The 24,378-nt window shown below is 41.8% G+C and carries 25 protein-coding genes and 2 other annotated features; all 25 genes read left to right on the forward strand.

Annotated elements, in window-relative coordinates; all coding sequences use genetic code 11:
• Positions 1–256 precede the first annotated feature (256 nt).
• The 25 genes from QRN39_RS02295 (at position 257) to rpoB (ending at position 24,365) form a co-directional block, all read left to right on the forward strand.
• Positions 257–721 carry a CtsR family transcriptional regulator gene (locus QRN39_RS02295; protein ID WP_003217184.1) on the forward strand — a complete coding sequence of 155 codons (465 nt, stop codon included), beginning with the start codon at positions 257–259 and terminating at the stop codon, positions 719–721.
• Positions 722–735: 14 nt separating this feature from the next.
• Positions 736–1,293, forward strand: coding sequence for a protein-arginine kinase activator protein McsA (gene mcsA / locus QRN39_RS02300; RefSeq protein WP_034620770.1), 558 nt, complete (start codon positions 736–738; stop codon positions 1,291–1,293).
• A gap of 4 nt (positions 1,294–1,297) precedes the next feature.
• Positions 1,298–2,389, forward strand: coding sequence for a protein-arginine kinase McsB (gene mcsB / locus QRN39_RS02305; protein WP_003217181.1), 1,092 nt, complete (start codon positions 1,298–1,300; stop codon positions 2,387–2,389).
• Positions 2,386–4,821 carry an ATP-dependent protease ATP-binding subunit ClpC gene (clpC, locus tag QRN39_RS02310; RefSeq protein WP_003216969.1) on the forward strand — a complete coding sequence of 812 codons (2,436 nt, stop codon included), beginning with the start codon at positions 2,386–2,388 and terminating at the stop codon, positions 4,819–4,821. Before mcsB ends, clpC begins: the two co-directional genes overlap by 4 nt.
• Positions 4,822–4,913: 92 nt before the next feature.
• Entirely contained in the window at positions 4,914–6,293 is a 1,380-nt protein-coding gene (radA, locus tag QRN39_RS02315; RefSeq protein WP_034620767.1) for a DNA repair protein RadA, read from the forward strand.
• 2 nt (positions 6,294–6,295) lie between these two features.
• Positions 6,296–7,375, forward strand: coding sequence for a DNA integrity scanning diadenylate cyclase DisA (disA, locus tag QRN39_RS02320; protein ID WP_284906141.1), 1,080 nt, complete (start codon positions 6,296–6,298; stop codon positions 7,373–7,375).
• 153 nt (positions 7,376–7,528) lie between these two features.
• Positions 7,529–8,629, forward strand: coding sequence for a PIN/TRAM domain-containing protein (locus QRN39_RS02325; protein WP_284906143.1), 1,101 nt, complete (start codon positions 7,529–7,531; stop codon positions 8,627–8,629).
• A gap of 13 nt (positions 8,630–8,642) precedes the next feature.
• Positions 8,643–9,332, forward strand: a complete 690-nt coding sequence (gene ispD / locus QRN39_RS02330; RefSeq protein WP_003217158.1) for a 2-C-methyl-D-erythritol 4-phosphate cytidylyltransferase — start codon at positions 8,643–8,645, stop codon at positions 9,330–9,332.
• 3 nt (positions 9,333–9,335) lie between these two features.
• Positions 9,336–9,812, forward strand: coding sequence for a 2-C-methyl-D-erythritol 2,4-cyclodiphosphate synthase (gene ispF, locus QRN39_RS02335; RefSeq protein ID WP_003216928.1), 477 nt, complete (start codon positions 9,336–9,338; stop codon positions 9,810–9,812).
• Positions 9,813–9,906: 94 nt separating this feature from the next.
• Entirely contained in the window at positions 9,907–11,358 is a 1,452-nt protein-coding gene (gene gltX, locus QRN39_RS02340) for a glutamate--tRNA ligase (protein WP_284906144.1), read from the forward strand.
• Positions 11,358–11,589, forward strand: a binding site (T-box leader). Its footprint overlaps the gene before it by 1 nt.
• A 2-nt stretch (positions 11,590–11,591) precedes the next feature.
• Positions 11,592–12,323: a serine O-acetyltransferase gene (gene cysE, locus QRN39_RS02345; RefSeq protein ID WP_475647800.1), complete on the forward strand. Its 732-nt coding sequence runs from the start codon at positions 11,592–11,594 to the stop codon at positions 12,321–12,323.
• Complete coding sequence (gene cysS, locus QRN39_RS02350; RefSeq protein ID WP_284906147.1) at positions 12,320–13,720, forward strand: cysteine--tRNA ligase; 1,401 nt, start codon at positions 12,320–12,322, stop codon at positions 13,718–13,720. Before cysE ends, cysS begins: the two co-directional genes overlap by 4 nt.
• 3 nt (positions 13,721–13,723) lie before the next feature.
• Positions 13,724–14,155: a Mini-ribonuclease 3 gene (locus tag QRN39_RS02355; RefSeq protein WP_003217007.1), complete on the forward strand. Its 432-nt coding sequence runs from the start codon at positions 13,724–13,726 to the stop codon at positions 14,153–14,155.
• Complete coding sequence (gene rlmB / locus QRN39_RS02360) at positions 14,139–14,888, forward strand: 23S rRNA (guanosine(2251)-2'-O)-methyltransferase RlmB (RefSeq protein ID WP_003217141.1); 750 nt, start codon at positions 14,139–14,141, stop codon at positions 14,886–14,888. Before QRN39_RS02355 ends, rlmB begins: the two co-directional genes overlap by 17 nt.
• A 2-nt stretch (positions 14,889–14,890) precedes the next feature.
• A complete protein-coding gene (gene rae1, locus QRN39_RS02365) occupies positions 14,891–15,403 on the forward strand; it encodes a ribosome-dependent mRNA decay endonuclease Rae1/YacP (RefSeq protein ID WP_003216949.1) in 513 nt (170 codons plus the stop codon).
• Positions 15,404–15,466: 63 nt separating this feature from the next.
• Positions 15,467–16,123 (forward strand): RNA polymerase sporulation sigma factor SigH, encoded by a 657-nt coding sequence (gene sigH / locus QRN39_RS02370; protein ID WP_003217132.1) that lies wholly within the window; start codon positions 15,467–15,469, stop codon positions 16,121–16,123.
• 76 nt (positions 16,124–16,199) lie between these two features.
• Positions 16,200–16,349 (forward strand): 50S ribosomal protein L33, encoded by a 150-nt coding sequence (rpmG, locus tag QRN39_RS02375; RefSeq protein ID WP_012008694.1) that lies wholly within the window; start codon positions 16,200–16,202, stop codon positions 16,347–16,349.
• Between the two features lie 35 nt (positions 16,350–16,384).
• A complete protein-coding gene (gene secE, locus QRN39_RS02380) occupies positions 16,385–16,561 on the forward strand; it encodes a preprotein translocase subunit SecE (RefSeq protein WP_003216942.1) in 177 nt (58 codons plus the stop codon).
• Between the two features lie 170 nt (positions 16,562–16,731).
• Entirely contained in the window at positions 16,732–17,265 is a 534-nt protein-coding gene (gene nusG / locus QRN39_RS02385) for a transcription termination/antitermination protein NusG (protein WP_003217197.1), read from the forward strand.
• Positions 17,266–17,436: 171 nt separating this feature from the next.
• Positions 17,437–17,862 carry a 50S ribosomal protein L11 gene (gene rplK / locus QRN39_RS02390; protein WP_003216956.1) on the forward strand — a complete coding sequence of 142 codons (426 nt, stop codon included), beginning with the start codon at positions 17,437–17,439 and terminating at the stop codon, positions 17,860–17,862.
• A gap of 99 nt (positions 17,863–17,961) precedes the next feature.
• Positions 17,962–18,660: a 50S ribosomal protein L1 gene (gene rplA / locus QRN39_RS02395; RefSeq protein ID WP_003217271.1), complete on the forward strand. Its 699-nt coding sequence runs from the start codon at positions 17,962–17,964 to the stop codon at positions 18,658–18,660.
• Between the two features lie 48 nt (positions 18,661–18,708).
• Positions 18,709–18,849: a sequence feature (ribosomal protein L10 leader region), on the forward strand.
• Between the two features lie 69 nt (positions 18,850–18,918).
• Positions 18,919–19,419, forward strand: a complete 501-nt coding sequence (gene rplJ, locus QRN39_RS02400; RefSeq protein WP_003217048.1) for a 50S ribosomal protein L10 — start codon at positions 18,919–18,921, stop codon at positions 19,417–19,419.
• A gap of 41 nt (positions 19,420–19,460) precedes the next feature.
• On the forward strand, positions 19,461–19,826 hold the full coding sequence (gene rplL, locus QRN39_RS02405) for a 50S ribosomal protein L7/L12 (RefSeq protein ID WP_003216952.1): 366 nt from the start codon (positions 19,461–19,463) through the stop codon (positions 19,824–19,826).
• 96 nt (positions 19,827–19,922) lie between these two features.
• Complete coding sequence (locus QRN39_RS02410) at positions 19,923–20,528, forward strand: class I SAM-dependent methyltransferase (protein ID WP_034620762.1); 606 nt, start codon at positions 19,923–19,925, stop codon at positions 20,526–20,528.
• 255 nt (positions 20,529–20,783) lie between these two features.
• Positions 20,784–24,365, forward strand: a complete 3,582-nt coding sequence (gene rpoB / locus QRN39_RS02415; protein ID WP_003217223.1) for a DNA-directed RNA polymerase subunit beta — start codon at positions 20,784–20,786, stop codon at positions 24,363–24,365.
• Positions 24,366–24,378: the final 13 nt, after the last annotated feature.

The following is a 24,378-nucleotide window of genomic DNA, read 5'->3' on the forward strand; positions in this document are numbered from 1 at the left end:
CGCCGATGGTAGTTGGGGGTCTCCCCCTGTGAGAGTAGGACGCCGCCAAGCTTTTCTAAGGATCAGTTCCATACGGAACTGGTCTTTTTTGTTTTTTTGAACGGAACTGGTCTTTTTTGTGTTTTTGAGAGGTTTGACACCATATAAATGTGGAAATAATATTCTTAGTTGAGCGATTATCTTGAAAAATCGACCGAAAAAATTTATAGTAAGATTAAAGTCAAATATAGTCAAAGTCAATGGAGGAGGAGGCGGAGTGGCACAAAATATTTCTGATATCATCGAACAGTATTTGAAAGAAGTCTTGGATCAGAATGGTCGAGAAATATTAGAAATTAAGCGCAATGAAATTGCAGATAAGTTTCAATGCGTACCTTCACAAATTAACTATGTTATCAATACACGCTTTACGAGCGAGAGAGGCTATATCGTTGAAAGTAAGCGTGGCGGCGGTGGCTATATCCGCATCATTAAAGTCAAAATGAATGATGAAGTCGACTTATTGAACAATATTATTTCCCAAATATATCATCGTTTATCACAGGCTGCCTCTGATCATATCATCATGCGTCTTGTCGAAAATAACATTTTATCTGAAAGAGAAGCAAAGATGATGATCAGTGTCATGGACCGTTCTGTTTTGCACATTGATTTACCTGAACGGGATGAATTACGGGCTCGGATGATGAAAGCGATGTTAAATGCTTTGAAATTAAAGTAAAGCGGGTGAAAAGATTGATTTGTCAAGAATGCAATGAGAGACCAGCCACTTTTCACTTTACGAAAGTTATAAATGGAGAAAAACAGGAAATGCACATATGTGAACAATGTGCAAAAGAAAACAGTGATTCATATGCTATGAGTGGAAACCAAGGTTTCTCGATTCACAACCTATTATCAGGCTTACTGAATATTGATCCTAGCTTTACCACAAGTGCGAATAAGGGATCATCCATTTTTCAAGAAGCGAGAGAAGTGGATCAATGTCCTAAATGTGGCTTAACCTTTCAACAATTCAGAAAAACAGGCCGTTTTGGCTGTGCAGAATGCTATCGTTCATTTGATCAGTATCTAAACCCTGTTTTACGGAAAGTCCATAGTGGAAATACAGTCCATCATGGAAAAGTGCCTAAACGGATTGCCGGTAGTCTTCATGTGCGTCGGAAACTTGAGTTGATGCAGCAAGAGCTAAAGCAGTTAATTGAACAAGAAGAGTTTGAAAAAGCAGCGGAAGTTCGAGATCAAATTCGTGCATTAGAGCATGAGCAATCTCAGCAGAGGGAGGGAGATTAACAACATGTCGCTCCAGCATTTTATTCAAGACGCTTTAAGTCAATGGATGAAACAAAAAGGACCAGAAAGTGACATTGTTCTAAGCAGTCGAATCAGGCTAGCGCGCAATCTAGAGCATGTTCGTTTCCCAACTCAGTTTTCTCAGGAAGAGGCTGAAGCTGTTCTCCAGCAATTCGAGCAAAAGTTTGCTAGCCAGGAAGTGAAGGACATCGGAAACTTTGTTCTAATTCGAATGAATGAAACACAGCCTTTAGCAAAGAGGGTACTTGTTGAAAAGCATTTGATTAGCCCAAACTTAGCAGAATCAAGATTTGGCGGTTGTTTGCTTTCTGAAAATGAAGAAATCAGTGTGATGCTGAATGAAGAAGACCATATTCGGATCCAATGCTTATTCCCAGGATTCCAACTAGCCAATGCACTGAAAGCGGCTAACCAGATAGATGATTGGATTGAAGAGCAAGTGGATTATGCGTTTTCTGAAAAGCGAGGATACTTAACTAGCTGTCCAACCAATGTAGGTACAGGTATTAGGGCTTCGGTCATGATGCATTTACCAGCTTTAGCTCTCACAAGACAAATGAATCGGATTATTCCGGCGATTAATCAATTAGGTCTTGTAGTCAGAGGAATTTATGGTGAAGGCAGCGAAGCAATAGGGAACATCTTTCAAATTTCAAATCAAATGACACTTGGTCAATCAGAAGAAGACATTGTAGATGATTTAAATAGTGTGACCGCTCAGCTCATTGAACAAGAGCGATCTGCACGAAAAGCGTTATATCAAACATCTAAAATTGAACTTGAGGACAGAGTGTATCGTTCGTTAGGGATTTTGTCCAATTGTCGTATGATTGAATCAAAGGAAACAGCAAAGTGTTTGTCAGATGTGCGCCTTGGAATTGATTTAGGTATCATTAAGGGGCTTTCAAGTAATATACTGAATGAACTCATGATTTTGACACAGCCTGGCTTTCTTCAACAATATTCAGGAGGAGCTCTGGAGCCAAATGAACGAGATATAAAACGAGCAGCGATTATTAGAGAAAGGCTGCGTTTAGAAATGCATAGGAATGGACAGGAGGATGAAACGATATGATGTTTGGAAGATTCACTGAAAGAGCTCAAAAGGTATTAGCACTTGCACAAGAAGAAGCCATTCGCCTAGGCCATAAGAACATTGGTACTGAACACATTTTACTTGGTCTAGTTCGTGAGGGTGAGGGCATCGCCGCAAAAGCGTTAGAAGCACTGGGCCTTGTTTCAGATAAAATCCAAAAAGAAGTCGAAAGCTTGATTGGAAGAGGGCAAGAGGTGTCTCAAGCTATTCCTCATTATACGCCTAGAGCGAAGAAGGTCACTGAGCTTTCAATGGATGAAGCAAGAAAGCTAGGTCATTCCTATGTAGGGACAGAACATATTCTATTAGGTCTTATTCGCGAGGGAGAGGGTGTAGCTGCCCGCGTGTTAAATAACCTCGGAGTGAGCTTAAATAAAGCACGTCAGCAAGTCCTGCAGCTGCTTGGCAGCAATGAAACAGGTGCATCTGCCGCTGGCTCTAACAGCAATGCAAATACACCAACATTAGATAGCTTGGCAAGAGATTTAACAGCGATTGCGAAAGAAGATAGCTTGGACCCTGTCATTGGACGAAGCAAAGAAATTCAGCGTGTCATCGAGGTTTTAAGCAGAAGAACAAAGAATAACCCTGTGCTGATTGGTGAGCCTGGTGTTGGTAAAACAGCCATTGCTGAAGGTCTGGCACAGCAAATTATTCATAATGAAGTGCCTGAAATCCTGCGCGATAAACGAGTGATGACGCTTGATATGGGAACTGTTGTAGCGGGAACGAAATATCGTGGTGAATTTGAGGATCGCTTGAAAAAAGTCATGGACGAAATTCGTCAGGCAGGAAATATCATTCTCTTCATCGATGAGCTTCATACATTGATTGGTGCTGGTGGAGCAGAGGGTGCGATTGACGCATCTAATATTCTCAAACCATCCTTAGCACGTGGAGAGCTTCAATGTATTGGGGCGACAACGTTAGATGAGTACCGTAAATATATTGAAAAGGATGCTGCGCTTGAACGACGTTTCCAGCCAATTCAAGTAGATCAGCCATCTGTTGATGAAAGTATTCAAATTTTAAGAGGACTTCGAGATCGTTATGAGGCACATCACCGTGTGTCCATTACAGATGAAGCGATTGAGGCGGCGGTGAAGTTATCTGACCGTTATATATCTGATCGTTTCCTTCCAGATAAGGCGATTGATTTAATTGATGAGGCAGGGTCGAAAGTCCGCTTACGTTCTTTCACAACACCGCCTAACCTAAAAGAACTAGAGCAAAAGCTAGATGAAGTACGCAAGGAAAAGGATGCGGCTGTTCAAAGTCAGGAATTTGAAAAAGCAGCTTCTCTTCGCGATACAGAGCAGCGTTTGCGTGAAAAAGTAGAAGTCACAAAGAAATCTTGGAAAGAAAAGCAAGGTCAGGAGAATTCAGAGGTATCAGTGGATGATATCGCAATGGTTGTCTCTAGCTGGACGGGAGTGCCTGTTTCAAAAATTGCCCAAACCGAAACAGATAAGCTTCTAAATATGGAACAATTACTCCATTCTCGTGTAATTGGGCAGGATGAAGCGGTTGTCGCTGTAGCAAAAGCTGTGAGACGTGCGCGTGCTGGCTTAAAAGATCCAAAACGTCCAATCGGCTCATTTATCTTCTTAGGCCCAACAGGAGTTGGTAAAACGGAGCTTGCAAGAGCACTCGCAGAGTCTATTTTCGGTGATGAAGAAGCGATGATCCGTATCGATATGTCTGAATACATGGAGAAACACTCTACATCTAGACTTGTTGGGTCACCTCCAGGCTATGTTGGCTATGAAGAAGGCGGACAACTGACTGAAAAAGTGAGAAGAAAACCTTATTCTGTTGTGCTTTTAGATGAGATTGAAAAGGCGCATCCAGATGTATTCAACATCTTACTGCAAGTGTTAGAGGATGGTCGTCTGACTGATTCTAAAGGGCGTACTGTTGACTTTAGAAACACGATTTTAATCATGACATCCAACGTTGGAGCTAGTGAACTGAAGCGAAATAAATATGTTGGCTTTAATGTGCAGGATGAAGGTCAAAATTACAAGGATATGAAAGGCAAAGTGATGGGCGAGTTGAAACGTGCGTTTAGACCAGAATTCATCAACCGTATTGATGAAATCATTGTCTTCCATTCTCTTGAAAAGAAACATCTAAAAGAGATCGTGTCTCTCATGTCTGATCAATTGACGAAACGATTAAAAGAACAAGACCTTTCAATCGAATTGACAGAAGCAGCAAAAGCGAAGATTGCCGACGAAGGTGTAGACCTTGAGTACGGTGCGCGTCCGTTAAGAAGAGCGATTCAAAAGCATGTGGAAGATCGACTTTCTGAGGAGCTTCTGAAGGGCAATATTGAAAAAGGTCAACAAATCGTATTAGATGTGGAAGATGGAGAAATTGTCGTAAAAACGACGGCTGCTACGAACTAATATAGTAAGAAAAAAGTGTGAGGCATACCAGTCAGGTGTATGCCTCCCTTTACTTATTTCTGACCAGTATAAGGAGTTGTATTCTTCAATCTATGGCTAAGACAAAATCAAAATTTATATGCCAATCGTGCGGTTATGAGTCAGCCAAATGGATGGGGAAATGTCCAGGCTGCGGCACGTGGAACAGTATGACAGAAGAGGTCGTTCGCAAAGAGCCGGCAAACCGTCGAAGTGCTTTTAATCATTCTGTTCAAACCATTCAAAAACCTTCACCTATATCTGCAATTGAAACATCTGATGAACCCCGAATCAAAACGAATTTAGAAGAATTTAACCGAGTATTAGGAAGTGGAATTGTCAAAGGCTCTCTTGTTCTCATTGGCGGAGATCCTGGGATTGGGAAGTCCACATTATTATTACAAGTATCAGCACAGCTCTCAGACAAAAATCAGAATGTATTATACATATCTGGTGAGGAGTCCATTAAACAAACGAAGCTAAGAGCGGACCGCCTTGGCATAAAAAGCACCTCTTTACATGTTTTGGCTGAAACCGATATGGAGTATATAACGTCTGCTATACAAGAGATGAAACCCGCTTTTGTCGTGGTGGATTCGATTCAAACCGTTTATCAAAGCGATATTACGTCAGCTCCTGGGTCTGTATCTCAAGTGAGAGAATGTACAGCACAGCTGATGAAAATTGCCAAGACAAATGGGATTCCAATATTTATCGTTGGTCACGTGACCAAAGAAGGCTCGATCGCAGGTCCACGCCTTTTAGAGCATATGGTGGACACGGTTCTTTATTTTGAAGGCGAGCGTCATCATACGTTTCGTATCTTGCGTGCGGTGAAAAATCGATTTGGTTCGACGAATGAACTAGGGATTTTTGAAATGAGAGAGGAAGGGCTCACGGAAGTATTAAACCCATCCGAAATTTTCTTAGAAGAACGTTCGGCAGGTGTATCTGGTTCGTGTGTTGTTGCCTCAATGGAAGGAACAAGACCTGTTCTTGTCGAGATACAAGCATTAATTTCACCGACAAGCTTCGGAAATCCGCGTAGAATGGCCACTGGTCTTGATCATAATCGAGTGTCACTGCTCATGGCGGTTTTAGAAAAACGTGTCGGTCTGCTGCTGCAAAACCAGGATGCGTATTTAAAGGTCGCAGGCGGTGTGAAGCTTGACGAACCGGCGATTGACTTGGCCATTGCGGTCAGTATTGCATCAAGCTTTAAAGACGCAGCGCCGCATCAAGCGGATTGTTTTATAGGAGAGGTCGGTCTGACGGGAGAAGTCAGAAGAGTATCAAGAATTGAACAGCGTGTGCAGGAAGCTGCGAAACTTGGATTTAAGCGAATGTTTATTCCTCAGGCGAATATAGATGGATGGAAAAAGCCGAGAGGGATTGAGTTAGTCGGTGTAGAAAATGTAGCGGAGGCACTTCGAATTTCACTAGGGGGATCATAGAAATGGAAAAAGAGAAAAAAGGAGCGAAAGAACTCGATCTCTTAGATATCGTACAGTTTGTGGCACCAGGGACACCTCTTCGGGCTGGGATTGAAAATGTCCTGAGGGCAAATACTGGCGGGCTTATTGTTGTTGGTTATAACGACAAAGTAAAGAGTGTTGTAGATGGAGGGTTTCATATTAACTCTGCCTTCTCTCCAGCACATTTATATGAATTGGCTAAGATGGACGGGGCCATTATTTTAAGCGATTCTGGTCAAAAGATCTTGTATGCGAATACACAGCTCATGCCAGATGCAACCATCCATTCATCGGAAACGGGCATGAGGCACCGTACAGCTGAACGTGTAGCGAAGCAGACAGGCTGCTTAATCATTGCGATATCTGAACGGAGGAACGTCATTACCTTATACCAAGGGAATCGTCGTTATACGCTGAAAGATATTGGCTTTATTTTAACGAAGGCCAACCAAGCGATACAAACACTTGAGAAATATAAAACCATTTTAGATCACGCCATTTCTACGCTAAGCGCCCTAGAATTTGAAGAGCTTGTGACCTTTGGTGATGTATTATCCGTGCTCCATCGTTACGAGATGGTGCTCAGAATCAAAAATGAAATCAATATGTATATCAAAGAGCTCGGAACAGAAGGGCATTTGATCCGTCTGCAAGTCAATGAATTGATTACAGATATGGAGCAGGAAGCGGCTTTATTTATTAAAGATTATGTGAAAGAAAAGATTAAAGATCCATATGTTCTGCTTAAACAGCTCCAAGATATGTCGAGCTTTGAGCTTTTAGATGACTCCATTCTGTACAAGTTACTTGGGTATCCAGCTTCTACAAATATTGACGAATATGTGTACACAAGAGGCTACAGACTGCTTCACAAAATCCCTAGACTGCCTATGCCAATCGTCGAAAACGTGGTTGAAGCGTTCGGTGTGTTAGATCGAATTATGGAAGCGGATGTACAAGATTTGGATGAAGTAGAAGGAATTGGAGAAGTAAGAGCGAAAAAGATAAAAAAAGGATTAAAAAGGCTGCAAGAAAAACATTATATCGACCGACAGCTGTAAGAAGAGAAATTTTTCTTAAACACGGTTAAAAATGGATGAATATGGGTATATTAATGATGCTTTTGTTTTCTATTGATTATGATAGGAAACTTAAACATATATCAATGTCAGGTGAGGGTGGATTGACAGATGAAAAATAAAGGAGGTGAAGGTATGTTAAAAAGAGTCGTTCAGGCGTTTTTTATCATTTTTGGTGCAGTTGTAGGGATTTTTATCATTCCAGAGTTATTTCTGCTGTTAAATGTAAAGGACATACCTTTCATAACAAATGCTTACTCTTCAGCACTAATAGGAGCCGCTGTGTTCTTTATCATCGGCAAATGGTGCACAGGCTATGTGGTTAATTGGGTGAAATGGATTGAGGATTCTCTATTAAAGGCGCCTCTTCCTGATCTTATTTCTGGAAGTTTCGGATTAGTATTTGGACTTATTCTAGCATATCTTATTGTAAACGTGATCCCGCTAAACAATATCCCATATCATATTTTTGGTACCATTATTCCGATTTTCCTGGCTTTCTTTTTAGGATACCTTGGATTTCAGGTAGGCTTTAAGAAGAAGGATGAAATGATGGGGCTGTTCTCCCGATCTGCAAAGGTCACCAAGAAAAAAGGAGCAGCCGATGATGAACCTGAAATAGAAGATAAAAAGCTGAAAATTTTAGACACAAGTGTTATCATTGATGGAAGAATCGCAGATATTTGTCAAACTGGATTCTTAGAAGGCGTCATGGTCATTCCTCAATTTGTGCTCGAGGAATTACAGCATATTGCAGACTCTTCTGATGTATTAAAGAGAAATAGAGGCCGAAGAGGTCTTGATATTTTAAATCGTATTCAAAAAGAATTAGATATCAAAGTTGAAATTTACGAAGGTGACTTTGAAGACATTCAAGAGGTTGATAGCAAGCTTGTGAAGCTCGCTAAATTAACTTCAGGTGTTGTTGTGACAAATGATTTTAATTTAAATAAAGTATGCGAACTTCAAAAAGTAGCAGTGTTAAACATCAATGATCTAGCCAATGCGGTGAAACCGGTTGTGCTGCCTGGGGAAGAAATGAAGGTACAGGTCATTAAAGATGGGAAAGAGCATAACCAAGGTGTTGCTTACTTAGATGACGGTACGATGATTGTGGTCGAAGAAGGACGCAATTACATTGGAAAAGACATCGATGTGCTCGTCACAAGTGTGCTGCAGACTGCTGCTGGAAGAATGATTTTTGCGAAGCCAAAACTTCTGGAGAAGGCGCTCTAAAGGGAGAACGAACATGTATTATGAAGTAGTTATTCCGGCTGCGGGGCAGGGGAAACGAATGAAGGCCGGCCGCAATAAGCTTTTTATTGAGCTGAAAAGAATGCCGGTTATTATTCATACACTAAAGGTGTTTGACGCTCATGCTCAATGCAAACGCATGATCCTAGCGATCAATGAAGAGGAGCGTCAAGACTTTGAAAGGCTACTCAAGGTACACGCTTTTCAAACGCCTGTTTCACTTGTCACTGGCGGTGAAGAACGTCAGCAAAGTGTATACGAAGGATTAAAGGCTGTGAAAGATGCGGACATCGTGCTTGTTCATGATGGGGCAAGGCCTTTTATTAAGCATACACAGATTGACTTGCTCGTTAAAGCAGCGATTGAAAAAGGCTCCGCAGTTGTAGCGGTACCAGTGAAAGACACAATCAAACGCGTTCAAGAAGGCAAAGTGGAACAAACCATTGAACGTCAAAGCTTGTGGGCAGTCCAGACCCCACAAGCTTTTCGTCATTCTATTTTAAAAGAGGCGCATGAATATGCAGAGCGGACCGGTTTCCTTGGAACAGACGACGCCAGTCTTGTGGAACAATTACATGGTGAAAACGTGTATATTGTCCAAGGAGATTACACCAATATTAAGCTGACGACACCGGATGATTTATTGGTTGCCAAGGCAATTATGGATGCGGAAAGAGGGTACTAGATCATGTTGAGAATAGGACAAGGCTTTGATGTACATCAATTAACAGAGGGAAGACCTTTGATTATTGGCGGGGTCACCATCCCTTATGAAAAGGGGCTGCTTGGGCATTCAGACGCTGATGTACTGCTTCACACAGTGGCAGATGCCTGCCTAGGTGCGATTGCTGAAGGAGATATCGGCAGACATTTCCCAGACACAGATCCTGAGTTTAAGGATGCGGATTCTTTTAAATTACTGCAACATGTGTGGGCACTAGTAAAGGAAAAAGGCTACACACTTGTGAATATTGATTGCACCATCATGGCGCAAAAGCCCAAAATGGCACCTTACATTCAACCGATGTGTGAGAAGATTGCAGAAGCGCTTGAGGCAGATGTCACACAGGTGAATGTGAAAGCAACAACGACAGAGAAACTCGGATTTACAGGAAGAGGCGAAGGAATTGCCTCTCAGGCAACTGTGCTTCTTCAGAAAAAGTAAAACTCATTTTGATGAGAATGGGATTTGATGATAAAATACGTTTATAAAAAATTGGTGTCAGACAACATGATGCAGATGAAAGGAAGTTAAACTCATGGGAAATGAAGTGCGTGTTCGTTATGCACCGAGTCCAACTGGTCATTTACATATTGGGAATGCTAGAACGGCTCTTTTCAACTATTTGTTCGCACGCAGTCAAGGCGGCAAATTTATTATTCGAATCGAAGATACGGATCAAAAGCGTAATGTAGAGGGCGGAGAAGAAAGCCAGCTTCGCCACCTGCAATGGCTCGGTATTGATTGGGATGAGAGCATTGATAAAGATGGCGGCTACGGCCCTTACAGACAATCAGAGCGTAATGATATTTATAAAAAGTATTATGATGAGCTGCTAGAGAAGGACTTGGCGTATAAGTGCTATTGTACGGCTGAAGAGCTAGAGGAAGAGCGTGAAGCACAAATCGCCCGCAGTGAAATGCCTCGATATTCTGGTGAATGCAGTCATTTATCAAAAGAAGAAGAGGACAAGCTGATTGCTGAAGGAAGAGAGCCAAGCATCCGCTTCCGAGTGCCAAAAGGAGAAATTATCAAATTTGACGACATGGTCAAAGGCGATATTTCATTTGAGACAGACGGCATCGGTGACTTTGTCATTGTGAAGAAAGATGGTACGCCAACTTATAACTTCGCTGTAGCAGTGGATGATTATTTGATGAAAATGACTCACATTCTCCGCGGAGAGGATCACATTTCGAATACGCCTAAACAAATCATGATCTTCAATGCATTCGGCTGGGATGTTCCGCTATTCGGACATATGACGCTGATTGTGAACGAGAACCGCAAGAAATTAAGCAAGCGTGATGAATCCATTATTCAATTCATCGAGCAATATAAAAACTTGGGCTATTTACCAGAAGCCCTATTCAACTTCATTGCACTACTTGGATGGTCTCCAGTGGGCGAAGAAGAACTGTTTACAAAAGAGCAATTCATCGACATTTTCGATGTAAACCGACTTTCTAAGTCACCAGCTCTGTTCGATATGCATAAACTAAAATGGGTGAATAACCAATACGTGAAGGCACTTGATCTTGATCAGGTTGTTGCGTTAACGCTTCCGCATCTTCAAAAGGCAGGCAAGGTAAGCGAGCAGCTGTCAGACGAAGAAAACACGTGGGTACGCAAGCTGATTGCTCTGTATCATGAACAATTAAGCTATGGAGCAGAAATTGTTGAGTTAACAGAGTTGTTCTTTAAGGAGCAAATTGAGTATAATCAAGAGGCAAAGGAAGTTCTAGCAGAGGAGCAAGTACCAGAAGTCATGGCATCTTTTGCTGGTCAGCTTGAACGACTTGAATCTTTCACACCTGATGAAATCAAGGCTGCTATTAAAGCAGTACAAAAAGAAACAGGGCATAAAGGCAAGAAACTATTCATGCCAATTCGTGTGGCTGTCACAGGACAAACGCATGGCCCAGAACTTCCGCAAAGTATTGAACTACTAGGTAAAGAAACGGTATTAAACCGCATTAAACAAATATAAGGAAATCGTTGCGAGGGAGAAGTACAATGTTTTCGTCCATCACAGAAAGAGTCTTCACCGGCTGAAAGAGACTTATGGGCAGACGTTGGAAATGCACCCTCAAGACCCTTGAGGAACACGAGTACGTTAGTATGCAAGGGCGGTACCCTCCGTTATGGGATTAAGTTGAGAAGGCTGCGAAATGAGGGCTTTCTAAACAGAGTGGAACCGCGTTTTCAAAACGTCTCTGTCATATGGCAGAGGCGTTTTTTATTTGTCAAAAAAGAGAGCAAGTCCGAAGAGAGATTGATGGGGAAGAACGGGGGGAGCATGTGTTTTTCAAAATGCTGAAAGAAGATATTGATACTGTGTTTGATCAAGATCCTGCTGCTAGAAGCTATATTGAAGTAGTGCTAACCTATTCAGGGCTTCATGCGATTTGGGCTCATCGTATCGCGCATGCATTTTATAAGCGGAAGCTGTACTTTCTTGCGCGGATCATTTCTCAGGTCAGCCGGTTTTTCACAGGGGTTGAAATTCACCCTGCGGCAACCATTGGCAGGCGCTTCTTCATTGACCACGGTATGGGAGTGGTGATTGGGGAGACATGTGAAATTGGAGACAACGTCACTGTTTTCCAAGGCGTGACATTAGGGGGAACAGGGAAAGAAAAGGGAAAGCGGCACCCGACCATTTTAGACGATGCGCTCATTGCGACAGGTGCAAAGGTGCTTGGTTCCATTACAGTCGGAAAAGGAGCCAAGATTGGGGCGGGATCGGTCGTGTTAAAGGACGTACCCGACCATTCTACTGTTGTCGGTATACCTGGGCGAGTCGTCGTTCAAAATGGTAAGAAAATCAATCGTGATCTCAATCATCAAGATTTGCCAGATCCAATTTCCGATCGTTTCAAAGAATTGGAACGAGAAATGGAAAAGCTAAAAGATGAGCTGGCTTCATTGAGCAGAAAGGAAGAACAATCATGACAATCAATATTTATAATACATTGACACGTAAGAAGGAAGAATTCGTCCCGCTTGAGCCAGGAAAGGTCAAGATGTATGTGTGCGGACCAACCGTTTATAACTACATTCATATCGGGAATGCAAGGCCTGCTATTGTTTATGACACTGTACGTAAGTATTTAGAATACAGCGGCTATGATGTGAACTTTGTCTCAAACTTTACAGATGTGGATGATAAACTCATCAAAGCAGCCAATGAACTCGGGGAAGATGTCCCGACGATTGCTGACCGCTTTATTCAAGCCTACTTTGAAGACGTCAGTGCACTAGGCTGCAAAAAAGCTGACCTTCACCCGCGAGTGACGGAAAATATGGATGATATCATTGCATTTATTGCGACATTGATTGAAAAGGGCTACGCCTATGAAGCTGATGGCGACGTGTATTACAGCACACGCTCATTTGAAGGCTACGGAAAGCTTTCTCACCAGTCGATTGATGAACTGAAGACAGGTGCCCGTATTCGTGTAGGTGAGAAGAAACGAGATGCGCTGGACTTTGCTTTATGGAAGGCTGCAAAGGATCAAGAAATCTCGTGGGATAGCCCGTGGGGCGAAGGACGGCCAGGCTGGCACATCGAATGCTCAGCCATGGTTAAAAAATATTTAGGTGATACGATCGATATTCATGCTGGCGGACAGGATTTAACCTTCCCTCACCATGAAAATGAAATCGCTCAATCTGAGGCTTTGACAGGGAAACCTTTTGCAAAGTATTGGATGCATAACGGATATATTAATATTGAGAACGAAAAAATGTCAAAATCACTAGGCAACTTTGTGCTTGTGCATGACATTGTGAAAGAACAAGATCCTGACGTGCTTCGCTTCTTTATGTTGTCGGTTCACTACCGTCATCCAATTAACTACTCAATGGATTTACTAGAGAGTACAAAGAGTGCGTTTAACCGGCTCAAAACGTCGTATGCCAATTTACATCATCGCCTCGAGAGCAGCACGAATATTACAGAAGACAATGCTGAATGGCTGGCGAAGGTTGAAGAGCAGCGAGCGACATTTATTTCTGAAATGAATGATGACTTCAATACGGCAAATGCGATCTCTGTTTTATTCGAACTTGCGAAACAGGCGAATTATTATATGGAAAATGATCATACTTCGGAGGAAGTGATCAAGGCATTTATCGGCTTGTTCCAAGAAATCACGTCTGTTCTTGGATTCTCTTTAGAAGAAAAGCATACGCTCGATGAAGAAGTAGAAGCGTTAATTGAAAAACGCAATGAGGCTAGAAGAAATCGTGATTTTGCGCTATCTGATCAAATTCGTGACCAGTTAAAGAGAATGAATATTGTATTGGAGGACACTCCTCAAGGTACTCGCTGGAAAAGAGGAGAATAGGTCATGTTGAATTTTGAAAAGCTGAAAGATGGTAAACAGTTAAACGGACTTGCGCTTGCTTACATGGGTGATGCCATTTTTGAAGTCTATGTGAGGCATCACCTCCTCCAAACGGGAGCGACAAAACCAAATGAGCTGCACAAACGAGCAAGCAAAATTGTTTCAGCTAAATCTCAGGCAGCTATTTTATTTACGCTACAGCAGCAAGGCTTTTTCACTGAAGCAGAAGAAGCGGTGCTGAAAAGAGGAAGAAATGCAAAATCAGGCACAGTGCCTAAAAACACAGACGTTCAAACGTATCGTTATAGTACGGCGTTTGAAGCGCTCATGGGTTATTTATTTATTGAAAAGCAGGACGAACGCTTAGAAGAGCTGATTAGTCAGGCGATTGAAATCGGAACGTCAGGGAGGAAGACAAATGAGTCAGCAACATGATTATGTGATTGGGAAAAATGCAGTGATTGAAACACTGAAGTCAGATCGGGAGTTATACAAGCTCTGGATGGCAGAAAACACTGTAAAAGGACAAGCCCAGCAGGTCATTGAACTCGCAAAAAAACAAAATATCACCATTCAGTATGTTCCGAGGAAAAAGCTTGATCAAATGGTAACAGGTCAGCACCAGGGAATCGTTGCACAAGTAGCAGCATATGAATATGCAGAATTGGACGATCTATATCAAATCGCTGAACAGCGGAATGAACAGCCATTTTTTCTTATCTTAGATGAAATTGAAGACCCGCATAATTTAGGTTCCATTATGCGTACAGCAGATGCTGTAGGTGCACATGGGATTGTGATTCCGAAAAGGAGAGCGGTCGGCTTAACGACAACCGTTGCCAAAGCATCCACTGGGGCAATTGAACATATTCCTGTTGCCAAAGTCACCAACCTTTCAAGAGCTCTTGATGAGATGAAAGAAAGAGGAATCTGGGTTGCGGGAACAGATGCGTCTGCCAAACAGGATTACAGACAATTTGATGGCACGATGCCGCTTGCTCTCGTGATTGGCAGTGAAGGAAAAGGGATTGGCCGATTGATCAAAGAAAAGTGTGATTTTCTGATTAAGCTGCCTATGGCCGGAAAGGTCACTTCGTTAAACGCGTCAGTTGCCGCTAGTCTATTGATGTATGAAGTGTATCGAAAACGTTATCCGTTAGGAGAATAGAGATGGACATCCTCTTAGTCGATGGATACAACATGATAGGTGCTTGGCCACGGCTGCAGCACTTAAAGGAAAACAGCTTTGAAGAAGCCAGAGACATACTGATTCAAAATTTAGCAGAATATCAAGCATACACAGGGTATCGAGTCATTGTCGTATTCGATGCCCATATGGTCAAAGGAATCGAAAAAAAGCGGATCAATCACCGAGTAGAGGTCATCTTTACGAGAGAGAATGAAACAGCTGATGAACGGATTGAAAAGCTTGCCCAGGATTTGAATAATATTCGGACGCAGATTCATGTGGCGACCTCAGACTTTACAGAACAATGGGCAATCTTTGGACAAGGAGCTCTTCGAAAGTCGGCTCGAGAGCTTTTAAGAGAGATTGAAGTGATCGAACGAAAGATTGAAACGAGAGTCAAAAAGATTACTTCTGATAAACCAGCATCCAAGATTGAATTGTCAGAAGATGTATTGAAAACGTTTGAAAAATGGCGGCGTGGGAATCTAGAATAGCTTGACGATATTTCAACCATTAATGTATAATATTTCTATCTAGGTGCGGTCGGGGGGATCGAAGTGAATCTAAACAACAGCAAGGATAAATCCATCAGAGAGCAATTTTGCCAGTTGGAAGATGAACAAGTCATTGAAAGGGTTCATGTCGGAGATAGTGATGCGCTAGATTACTTAATAACGAAATACCGCAATTTTGTACGTGCAAAAGCAAGATCTTATTTCTTGATTGGAGCGGATCGAGAGGACATTGTTCAAGAGGGGATGATCGGACTTTATAAGTCTATCCGCGATTTCAGAGAGGACAAGCTTACTTCATTTAAGGCTTTTGCAGAATTATGTATTACCCGCCAAATTATCACCGCAATTAAAACAGCTACTCGCCAAAAACATATCCCGTTAAATTCCTATGTATCATTAGATAAGCCAATATATGATGAAGAATCAGACAGAACATTATTGGACGTCATTTCCGGTGCTAAAGCGCTTAACCCAGAAGATTTAATCATTAGCAAAGAAGAATTTGATGATATCGAAATGAAGATGGGTGAACTACTAAGCGAGCTGGAAAGAAAGGTTCTTGTGCTTTACCTTGATGGCAGATCCTATCAAGAGATTTCTGAAGATTTAAACCGTCATGTGAAATCAATTGATAACGCACTCCAAAGAGTAAAGAGAAAATTAGAGAAATATTTAGAGCTTCGCGAGATTAGTCTCTAATCAAACCTATATTGACAGCTTTTTCGACACTGTGATAAGGTACTAAGGAAATGATGTCGAGAAAATAGGTGTAAATATGAGGAAAAAGATTACTCTAGCCTGTAAAGACTGCGGAAGCCGCAATTATACGACAATGAAAAGTGATGCTTCAGCAGCTGAAAGATTAGAAGTTAAGAAATATTGCAAGACTTGTAATTCACATAAAACACATTTAGAAACGAAGTAAGATTTGCGTTCTTTAATCTGTGGAGGTCTTTTACAATGCGTATTATCAGTTTCTTAAAAAGTGTCGGGAAAGAAATGAAGAAGGTCAGCTGGCCAAAGAAAAACGAAATGATTCGTTACACAATCACTGTTATTTTAACAGTCGTATTCTTTGCAATCTTTTTCTCTTTTCTTGATATAGGAATCTCACAATTAATCGAATTAATTCATTAATACTTGAATAATGGTCTGCTGAACGTGCTATAATAGATCATAATATGACTTGCCAAAAAACCCGTTTTACGGGTTTTTTCAATTGCTTGAAAATATTTACCGGTACTCGAGATTCGTCAAATAGACATTACGAAATGTGGGGAGGGAAGGACTAAATAGTCCTGAACGAAATGGAAAAGAATTGGTATGTTGTGCATACGTACTCTGGCTATGAAAACAAAGTAAAAGCGAACTTGGAAAAGCGTGTTGAATCAATGGGCATGCAAGATAAGATCTTCCGCGTTGTTGTACCAGAAGAAGAAGAAACAGATATTAAAAATGGTAAGAAAAAAGTTGTCAAAAAGAAAGTATTCCCTGGCTATGTCCTAGTGGAAATCGTGATGACTGACGACTCTTGGTATGTTGTTCGTAATACACCAGGTGTCACAGGATTCGTTGGATCAGCTGGATCAGGCTCAAAGCCGACAGCGCTTTTGCCAGGCGAAGCTGAAACCATTCTGAAGAGAATGGGTCTTGAAGAACGCAAAACAGAAATCGACTTTGAATTGAAAGAAACAGTCAAGGTCATCGACGGACCATTTGCGAACTTCACAGGCTCTATCGAAGAGATTGATTACGATAAAAGCAAAGTCAAAGTATTCGTTAATATGTTTGGTAGAGAAACACCCGTGGAACTTGAGTTCACGCAGATCGATAAATTGTAATTCAAAAGAGCTTGAAATGAGTGTATAGAAGTGGTAATATAGCAAAGGTACGTCTTGAGTTCGCTCAAGATCGCTAGCTAGTTATTTCGTCATTCATATAAAGAATGAAGTTGTTGAGTGGGAGGGGGATTCCCCTATTACCACATCACGGACTTTAAGGAGGTGTGTCTCGTGGCTAAAAAAGTAGTTAAAGTTGTTAAATTGCAAATTCCTGCTGGAAAAGCTAACCCAGCTCCACCAGTTGGACCTGCACTAGGTCAAGCCGGTGTTAATATCATGGGATTCTGTAAGGAGTTTAATGCTCGTACAGCTGACCAAGCTGGTCTTATCATTCCTGTTGAAATTTCGGTTTTTGAAGACCGTTCATTTACATTTATTACTAAAACTCCACCTGCTGCAGTTTTACTTAAAAAAGCAGCTGGTATTGAGTCTGGTTCTGGTGAACCTAACCGTAATAAAGTGGCAACTGTTAAGCGTGATAAAGTACGCGAAATCGCGGAAACAAAAATGCCTGACTTAAACGCTGCTAGCGTTGAATCAGCTATGCGCATGGTTGAAGGTACTGCACGCAGTATGGGTATTGTCATCGAAGATTAATTTATTGTCTTGTTGGGTTGCGAGTTTGGTTTTGACAAGTTCGCAACCCTTATTCGTGGGAGGTTATTCCGCTAAAACCACATAAGGAGGATTTTTATAATGGCTAAAAAAGGTAAAAAGTATGTAGAAGCTGCTAAGCTAATCGAACGTACTAAAGCGTATGATGTAGCTGAAGCTGTTTCTCTTACAAAAAAAGCAAATACAGCGAAATTTGATGCGACTGTAGAAGTTGCTTTTCGTTTGGGCGTAGACCCTCGTAAAAACGACCAACAAATCCGCGGTGCAGTTGTACTTCCTAACGGAACTGGTAAAACTCAACGCGTTCTTGTGTTCGCTAAAGGCGAAAAAGCAAAAGAAGCAGAAGCTGCTGGAGCAGACTACGTTGGAGATTCTGATTACATCACTAAAATCCAACAAGGCTGGTTCGATTTCGATGTAATCGTTGCAACACCTGACATGATGGGTGAAGTTGGTAAGATCGGTCGTGTACTTGGACCAAAAGGTCTTATGCCAAACCCTAAAACAGGAACTGTTACATTTGAAGTAGAAAAAGCAATCAATGAAATCAAAGCTGGTAAAGTAGAATACCGCGTTGATAAAGCTGGTAACATCCACGCGCCAATCGGAAAGGTTTCTTTCGAGGACGAAAAGCTTGTTGAGAACTTTGCAACAATCTATGACACAATCCTTAAAGCAAAACCTGCAGCGGCTAAAGGTGTATACGTGAAAAACGTTTCTGTTACATCTACTATGGGCCCTGGCGTGAAAGTGGATCCATCTTCTTTCTCTGCAAAATAAATCTTGACTTATCACAATCATTTTGATAATATCAAAATGTTGTAAAATAGAATATGTCCATTTATACCGTAGACAGCAGGGGCCTTATGGCTTAATTAACCCGCCGAGGTGTATATGTCACAGTCTTACGTTAACGTATGCTTGTATATACAGCCTCCATGTCTTAATGGAGGCTTTTTATATGGAGAACCGTTCGTTAGGAACGTGATGGCCTGATCGGTATAAGTGTTACACAAACAATGTACAGGAGGTGTAACCATGAGCAATGCAATCGATACAAAAAAAGTTGTCGTTGATGAAATTACTTCTAAATTTAAAGACAGTATGTCTACTGTCATTGTAGATTACCGCGGTCTTTCAGTTTCTGAAGTGACTGAACTTCGTAAACAGCTTCGTGACGCTGGCGTAGAATTCAAAGTTTACAAAAACACTTTGACTCGCCGTGCAGTTGAACAAGTTGAACTAACAGGTTTAAACGATTTCTTAACAGGTCCAAACGCTATCGCATTCAGTAACGAAGATGTTATCGCACCTGCGAAAATCATCAACGAATTTGCGAAAAGCCACGAAGCTTTAGAAATCAAAGCTGGTGTCATCGAAGGAAACGTAGCGACTGTAGAAGAAGTGAAGGCTCTTGCGGAACTTCCGTCTCGCGAAGGCTTACTATCTATGTTGCTTAGCGTTCTTCAAGCTCCAGTTCGTAACCTTGCTCTTGCTACTAAAGCAGTTGCAGATCAAAAAGAAGAACAAGGCGCTTAATGCGTACTTAACGTAAAAAACTTAAAATGGAGGAATTACAAATGGCTTTAAATATCGAAGAAATCATTGCTTCAGTTAAAGAAGCAACTGTACTTGAGTTAAACGACTTAGTAAAAGCAATCGAAGAAGAATTTGGCGTAACTGCTGCTGCTCCTGTAGCTGTAGCTGCAGCTGGTGGTGCCGCTGCTGAAGAGAAAACTGATTTTGATCTAGTACTTGCTGGTGCTGGAGACCAAAAAATCAAAGTTATCAAAGTGGTTCGTGAAATCACTGGTCTTGGCTTGAAAGAAGCTAAAGAACTTGTTGACAACACTCCAAAACCACTTAAAGAAGGTATTGCTAAAGAAGAAGCTGAAGAACTTAAAGCTAAGCTTGAAGAAGTTGGCGCTTCTGTAGAAGTTAAGTAATCTTCGCCTAATCTTTTGGGAAAGCTCGCTTTTACTGGCGGGCTTTTTCTTTTCTATTCTCCTGAAACGATTGAATCCAGAGGAGGTCCATTCACCATGAGTGACCACTATTATACGGAAAAGCCATCAGTGAAAAGCAATAAACAGACATGGGACTTCACCTTGAGAAACCGTACCTTTACTTTTACAAGTGACAGTGGAGTGTTTTCTAAGAAAGAAGTCGACTTTGGTTCAAGGCTTTTAATTGAAGCTTTTGAAGAACCTGACGTGGATGGCGATATCTTAGATGTCGGTTGCGGTTATGGACCGATTGGCTTATCGTTAGCAAACGAAATGACGAGCCGCACCATTCATATGATTGATGTGAACGAAAGAGCAGTCGAACTTTCAAAGGAAAACGCTAAACATAATCGCGTTGATAATGTCCGCATCTATCAAAGTGATTTGTTCTCGAATGTTCATTCATCAGCTGCTTTTGCCTCTATACTGACCAATCCCCCAATACGGGCAGGGAAGAAAGTTGTACATGCGATCTTTGAAAAAAGTGCTGATCATTTATTGCCGGAAGGTGAGTTGTGGGTGGTTATTCAGAAAAAGCAGGGCGGACCATCTGCGATTGAGAAATTAGAACAGCTCTTTGGAGAAGTCGAAGTTGTATTGAAAAAAAAAGGCTACTATATTATCAAAGCTAAAAAAGTTTGACGCAGTTTCCTAGCTGTGTTAACATTATAAAATGCCAATGTGTATATTTTGCTTAATAGGCTTAAAAAACAACTGTTTTGTATAAATTATGCATATTTGGGAAAACTAATAAAATCGGTATTTGTTTTTGGATGTGGTTTTCTTATTTTAGAAACCCTTTTTTCTTTTGTCTTGTAAAAGTATTTCTTTACTGACATTTGAAAGGCTGAAATACTTTTTACACATATAATACGCATGATTTGAGGGGTGAATCAGTTGACAGGTCAACTAGTTCAGTATGGACGACACCGCCAGCGCAGAAGCTACGCACGCATAAGCGAAGTGTTAGAATTACCAAATCTCATTGAAATTCAAACCTCTTCTTATCAGTGGTTTCTTGATGAGGGTCTTAGAGAGATGTTTCAAGATATATCCCCAATTGAGGATTTTACTGGTAACCTTTCTCTTGAATTCATTGATTACAGCCTAGGGGATCCTAAGTATCCTGTAGCAGAATCAAAAGAACGTGATGTAACTTACTCTGCTCCACTAAGAGTAAAAGTTCGTTTAATTAACAAAGAAACTGGAGAAGTAAAAGACCAAGATGTGTTCATGGGTGATTTCCCAATCATGACAGACACAGGTACTTTTATCATTAACGGTGCGGAACGTGTAATCGTTTCTCAGTTAGTACGTTCTCCAAGTGTATATTTCAGTGGTAAAGTAGACAAAAACGGTAAAAAAGGTTTTACTGCGACTGTCATTCCAAACCGTGGCGCATGGTTAGAATACGAAACTGATGCGAAGGATGTAGTCTATGTACGCATCGATCGCACACGTAAGTTGCCGGTTACGGTTCTTTTGCGTGCTCTCGGCTTCAGCTCTGATCAAGAGATTCTTGACCTCATTGGCGAGAATGAATACTTACGCAACACGCTGGAAAAAGACAATACAGAGAATGCGGATAAAGCACTTCTCGAAATCTACGAGCGCCTCCGTCCTGGAGAGCCGCCAACTGTTGAAAATGCGAAAAGCCTGCTAGACTCTCGCTTCTTCGATCCGAAGAGATATGACCTAGCAAATGTTGGACGCTACAAGATTAATAAAAAGCTTCATATTAAAAATAGACTGTTCAATCAAAAATTGGCTGAAACGTTAGTTGACCCTGAAACAGGTGAAATTCTAGCAGAAAAAGGTCAAATTTTAGACAGAAGAGTTCTTGATAAAGTTCTTCCATACTTAGAAAACGGCATCGGATTTAGAAAGCTTTATCCAAATGGTGGCGTAGTAGAAGATGAAGTAGAACTTCAATCTATTAAGATTTATGCACCGTCTGATCAAGAAGGCGAGCAAGTGATCAACGTGATCGGGAATGCATACGTAGAGGAAGCTGTGAAAAACATCACGCCTTCTGACATCATTGCATCGATCAGTTACTTCTTCAACCTTCTTCATGGTGTAGGTGACACAGATGATATCGATCACCTTGGTAACCGTCGCCTGCGTTCTGTAGGTGAGCTTCTGCAAAACCAATTCCGTATTGGTTTAAGCAGAATGGAGCGTGTTGTTCGTGAAAGAATGTCGATCCAAGACACAAACACGATCACACCTCAGCAACTGATCAACATCCGTCCTGTGATCGCTTCTATCAAAGAGTTCTTTGGTAGCTCTCAGCTTTCTCAGTTCATGGATCAAACAAACCCGCTTGCTGAATTGACGCACAAACGTCGTCTGTCAGCGCTTGGGCCTGGTGGTTTGACACGTGAGCGTGCAGGAATGGAAGTTCGTGACGTTCACTACTCTCACTATGGTCGTATGTGTCCGATTGAAACACCAGAGGGTCCAAACATTGGTTTGATCAACTCTCTATCTTCATTTGCAAAAGTGAATCGTTTCGGCTTTATTGAAACACCTTACCGCCGGGTTGATCCTGAAACAGGTAAAGTGACACCAAGAATCGATTACTTAACTGCGGATGAAGAGGATAACTACGTAGTAGCACAAGCGAACGCTATATTAGGTGAAGATGGTTCGTTTATCGATGATAATATCATTGCTCGTTTCAGAGGAGAAAACACCGTTGTTCCTCGAAACCGCGTTGACTACATGGACGTTTCGCCAAAGCAGGTTGTTTCTGCAGCGACAGCATGTATCCCATTCCTAGAAAACGATGACTCTAACCGTGCTCTAATGGGAGCAAACATGCAACGTCAGGCTGTGCCTTTGATGCAGCCGGAATCACCGATTGTTGGTACAGGTATGGAGTATGTATCAGGTAAAGACTCTGGTGCTGCTGTCATCTGCCGTTACCCAGGTGTTGTAGAACGTGTTGAAGCTAAAAATATTTGGGTTCGCCGCTATGAAGATGTCGACGGACAACAAGTCAAAGGAAACCTAGACAAATACAGCTTGCTGAAATTTGTCCGCTCTAACCAAGGGACTTGCTACAACCAGCGTCCAATCGTAAGTGTTGGAGATGAAGTCGTAAAAGGAGAAATCCTTGCAGACGGTCCTTCAATGGAAAAAGGTGAATTGGCTCTAGGACGTAACGTCATGGTCGGCTTCATGACTTGGGACGGTTATAACTACGAGGATGCGATCATCATGAGTGAGCGCCTTGTAAAAGATGACGTCTACACGTCTATCCATATTGAAGAATATGAATCAGAAGCTCGTGATACAAAGCTTGGACCGGAAGAAATCACTCGTGATATTCCAAACGTTGGGGAAGATGCTTTACGCAACCTTGACGAGCGTGGAATCATCCGTATCGGTGCAGAAGTAAAAGACGGAGACCTTCTTGTAGGGAAAGTAACGCCTAAAGGTGTAACAGAACTAACAGCTGAAGAACGTCTATTACATGCAATCTTCGGTGAAAAGGCTCGTGAAGTACGTGATACATCTCTACGTGTTCCACACGGCGGCGGCGGAATTATCCACGATGTCAAAGTCTTTAACCGTGAAGATGGAGATGAATTACCTCCAGGTGTTAACCAATTAGTCCGCGTATACATCGTTCAGAAGCGTAAAATTTCTGAAGGTGACAAAATGGCTGGACGACATGGTAACAAAGGGGTTATCTCTAAAATCCTTCCAGAAGAAGATATGCCGTATCTTCCAGATGGAACACCGATTGATATCATGTTAAACCCTCTAGGGGTACCATCTCGTATGAACATCGGTCAGGTACTTGAGCTTCATATGGGTATGGCTGCACGTTACCTTGGCATCCACATTGCGTCACCAGTATTTGATGGTGCGCGTGAGGAAGATGTTTGGGAAACGCTTGAAGAAGCAGGTATGTCCCGTGATGCGAAAACAGTCCTTTATGATGGTCGAACTGGTGAACCATTCGATAACCGTGTATCAGTCGGAATCATGTACATGATCAAACTGGCTCACATGGTTGACGACAAACTTCACGCTCGTTCAACTGGACCATACTCACTTGTTACGCAGCAGCCACTTGGCGGTAAAGCACAGTTTGGTGGTCAGCGTTTCGGAGAGATGGAAGTATGGGCACTTGAAGCTTACGGTGCAGCATACACACTTCAAGAGATCTTAACAGTTAAATCGGATGACGTTGTGGGTCGTGTGAAAACATACGAAGCCATCGTCAAAGGGGATAACGTCCCTGAACCAGGTGTCCCTGAATCATTCAAAGTGTTAATTAAAGAACTTCAAAGTTTAGGTATGGATGTCAAAATCCTATCTGGCGATGAAGAAGAGATAGAAATGAGAGATTTAGAAGACGATGAGGAAACGAAGAAAGCAGACGGATTAGCGTTATCTAATGACGAAGATGCTGCAGACCTCGCACCTGTCGATCTTGAACGTGACGCAGTCACAAAAGAATAGCAGAAACGATTAG

It is taken from the genome of Bacillus sp. lyk4-R2A-2 (assembly GCF_030209735.1).
Classification (GTDB): domain Bacteria; phylum Bacillota; class Bacilli; order Bacillales; family Bacillaceae; genus Bacillus; species Bacillus pumilus.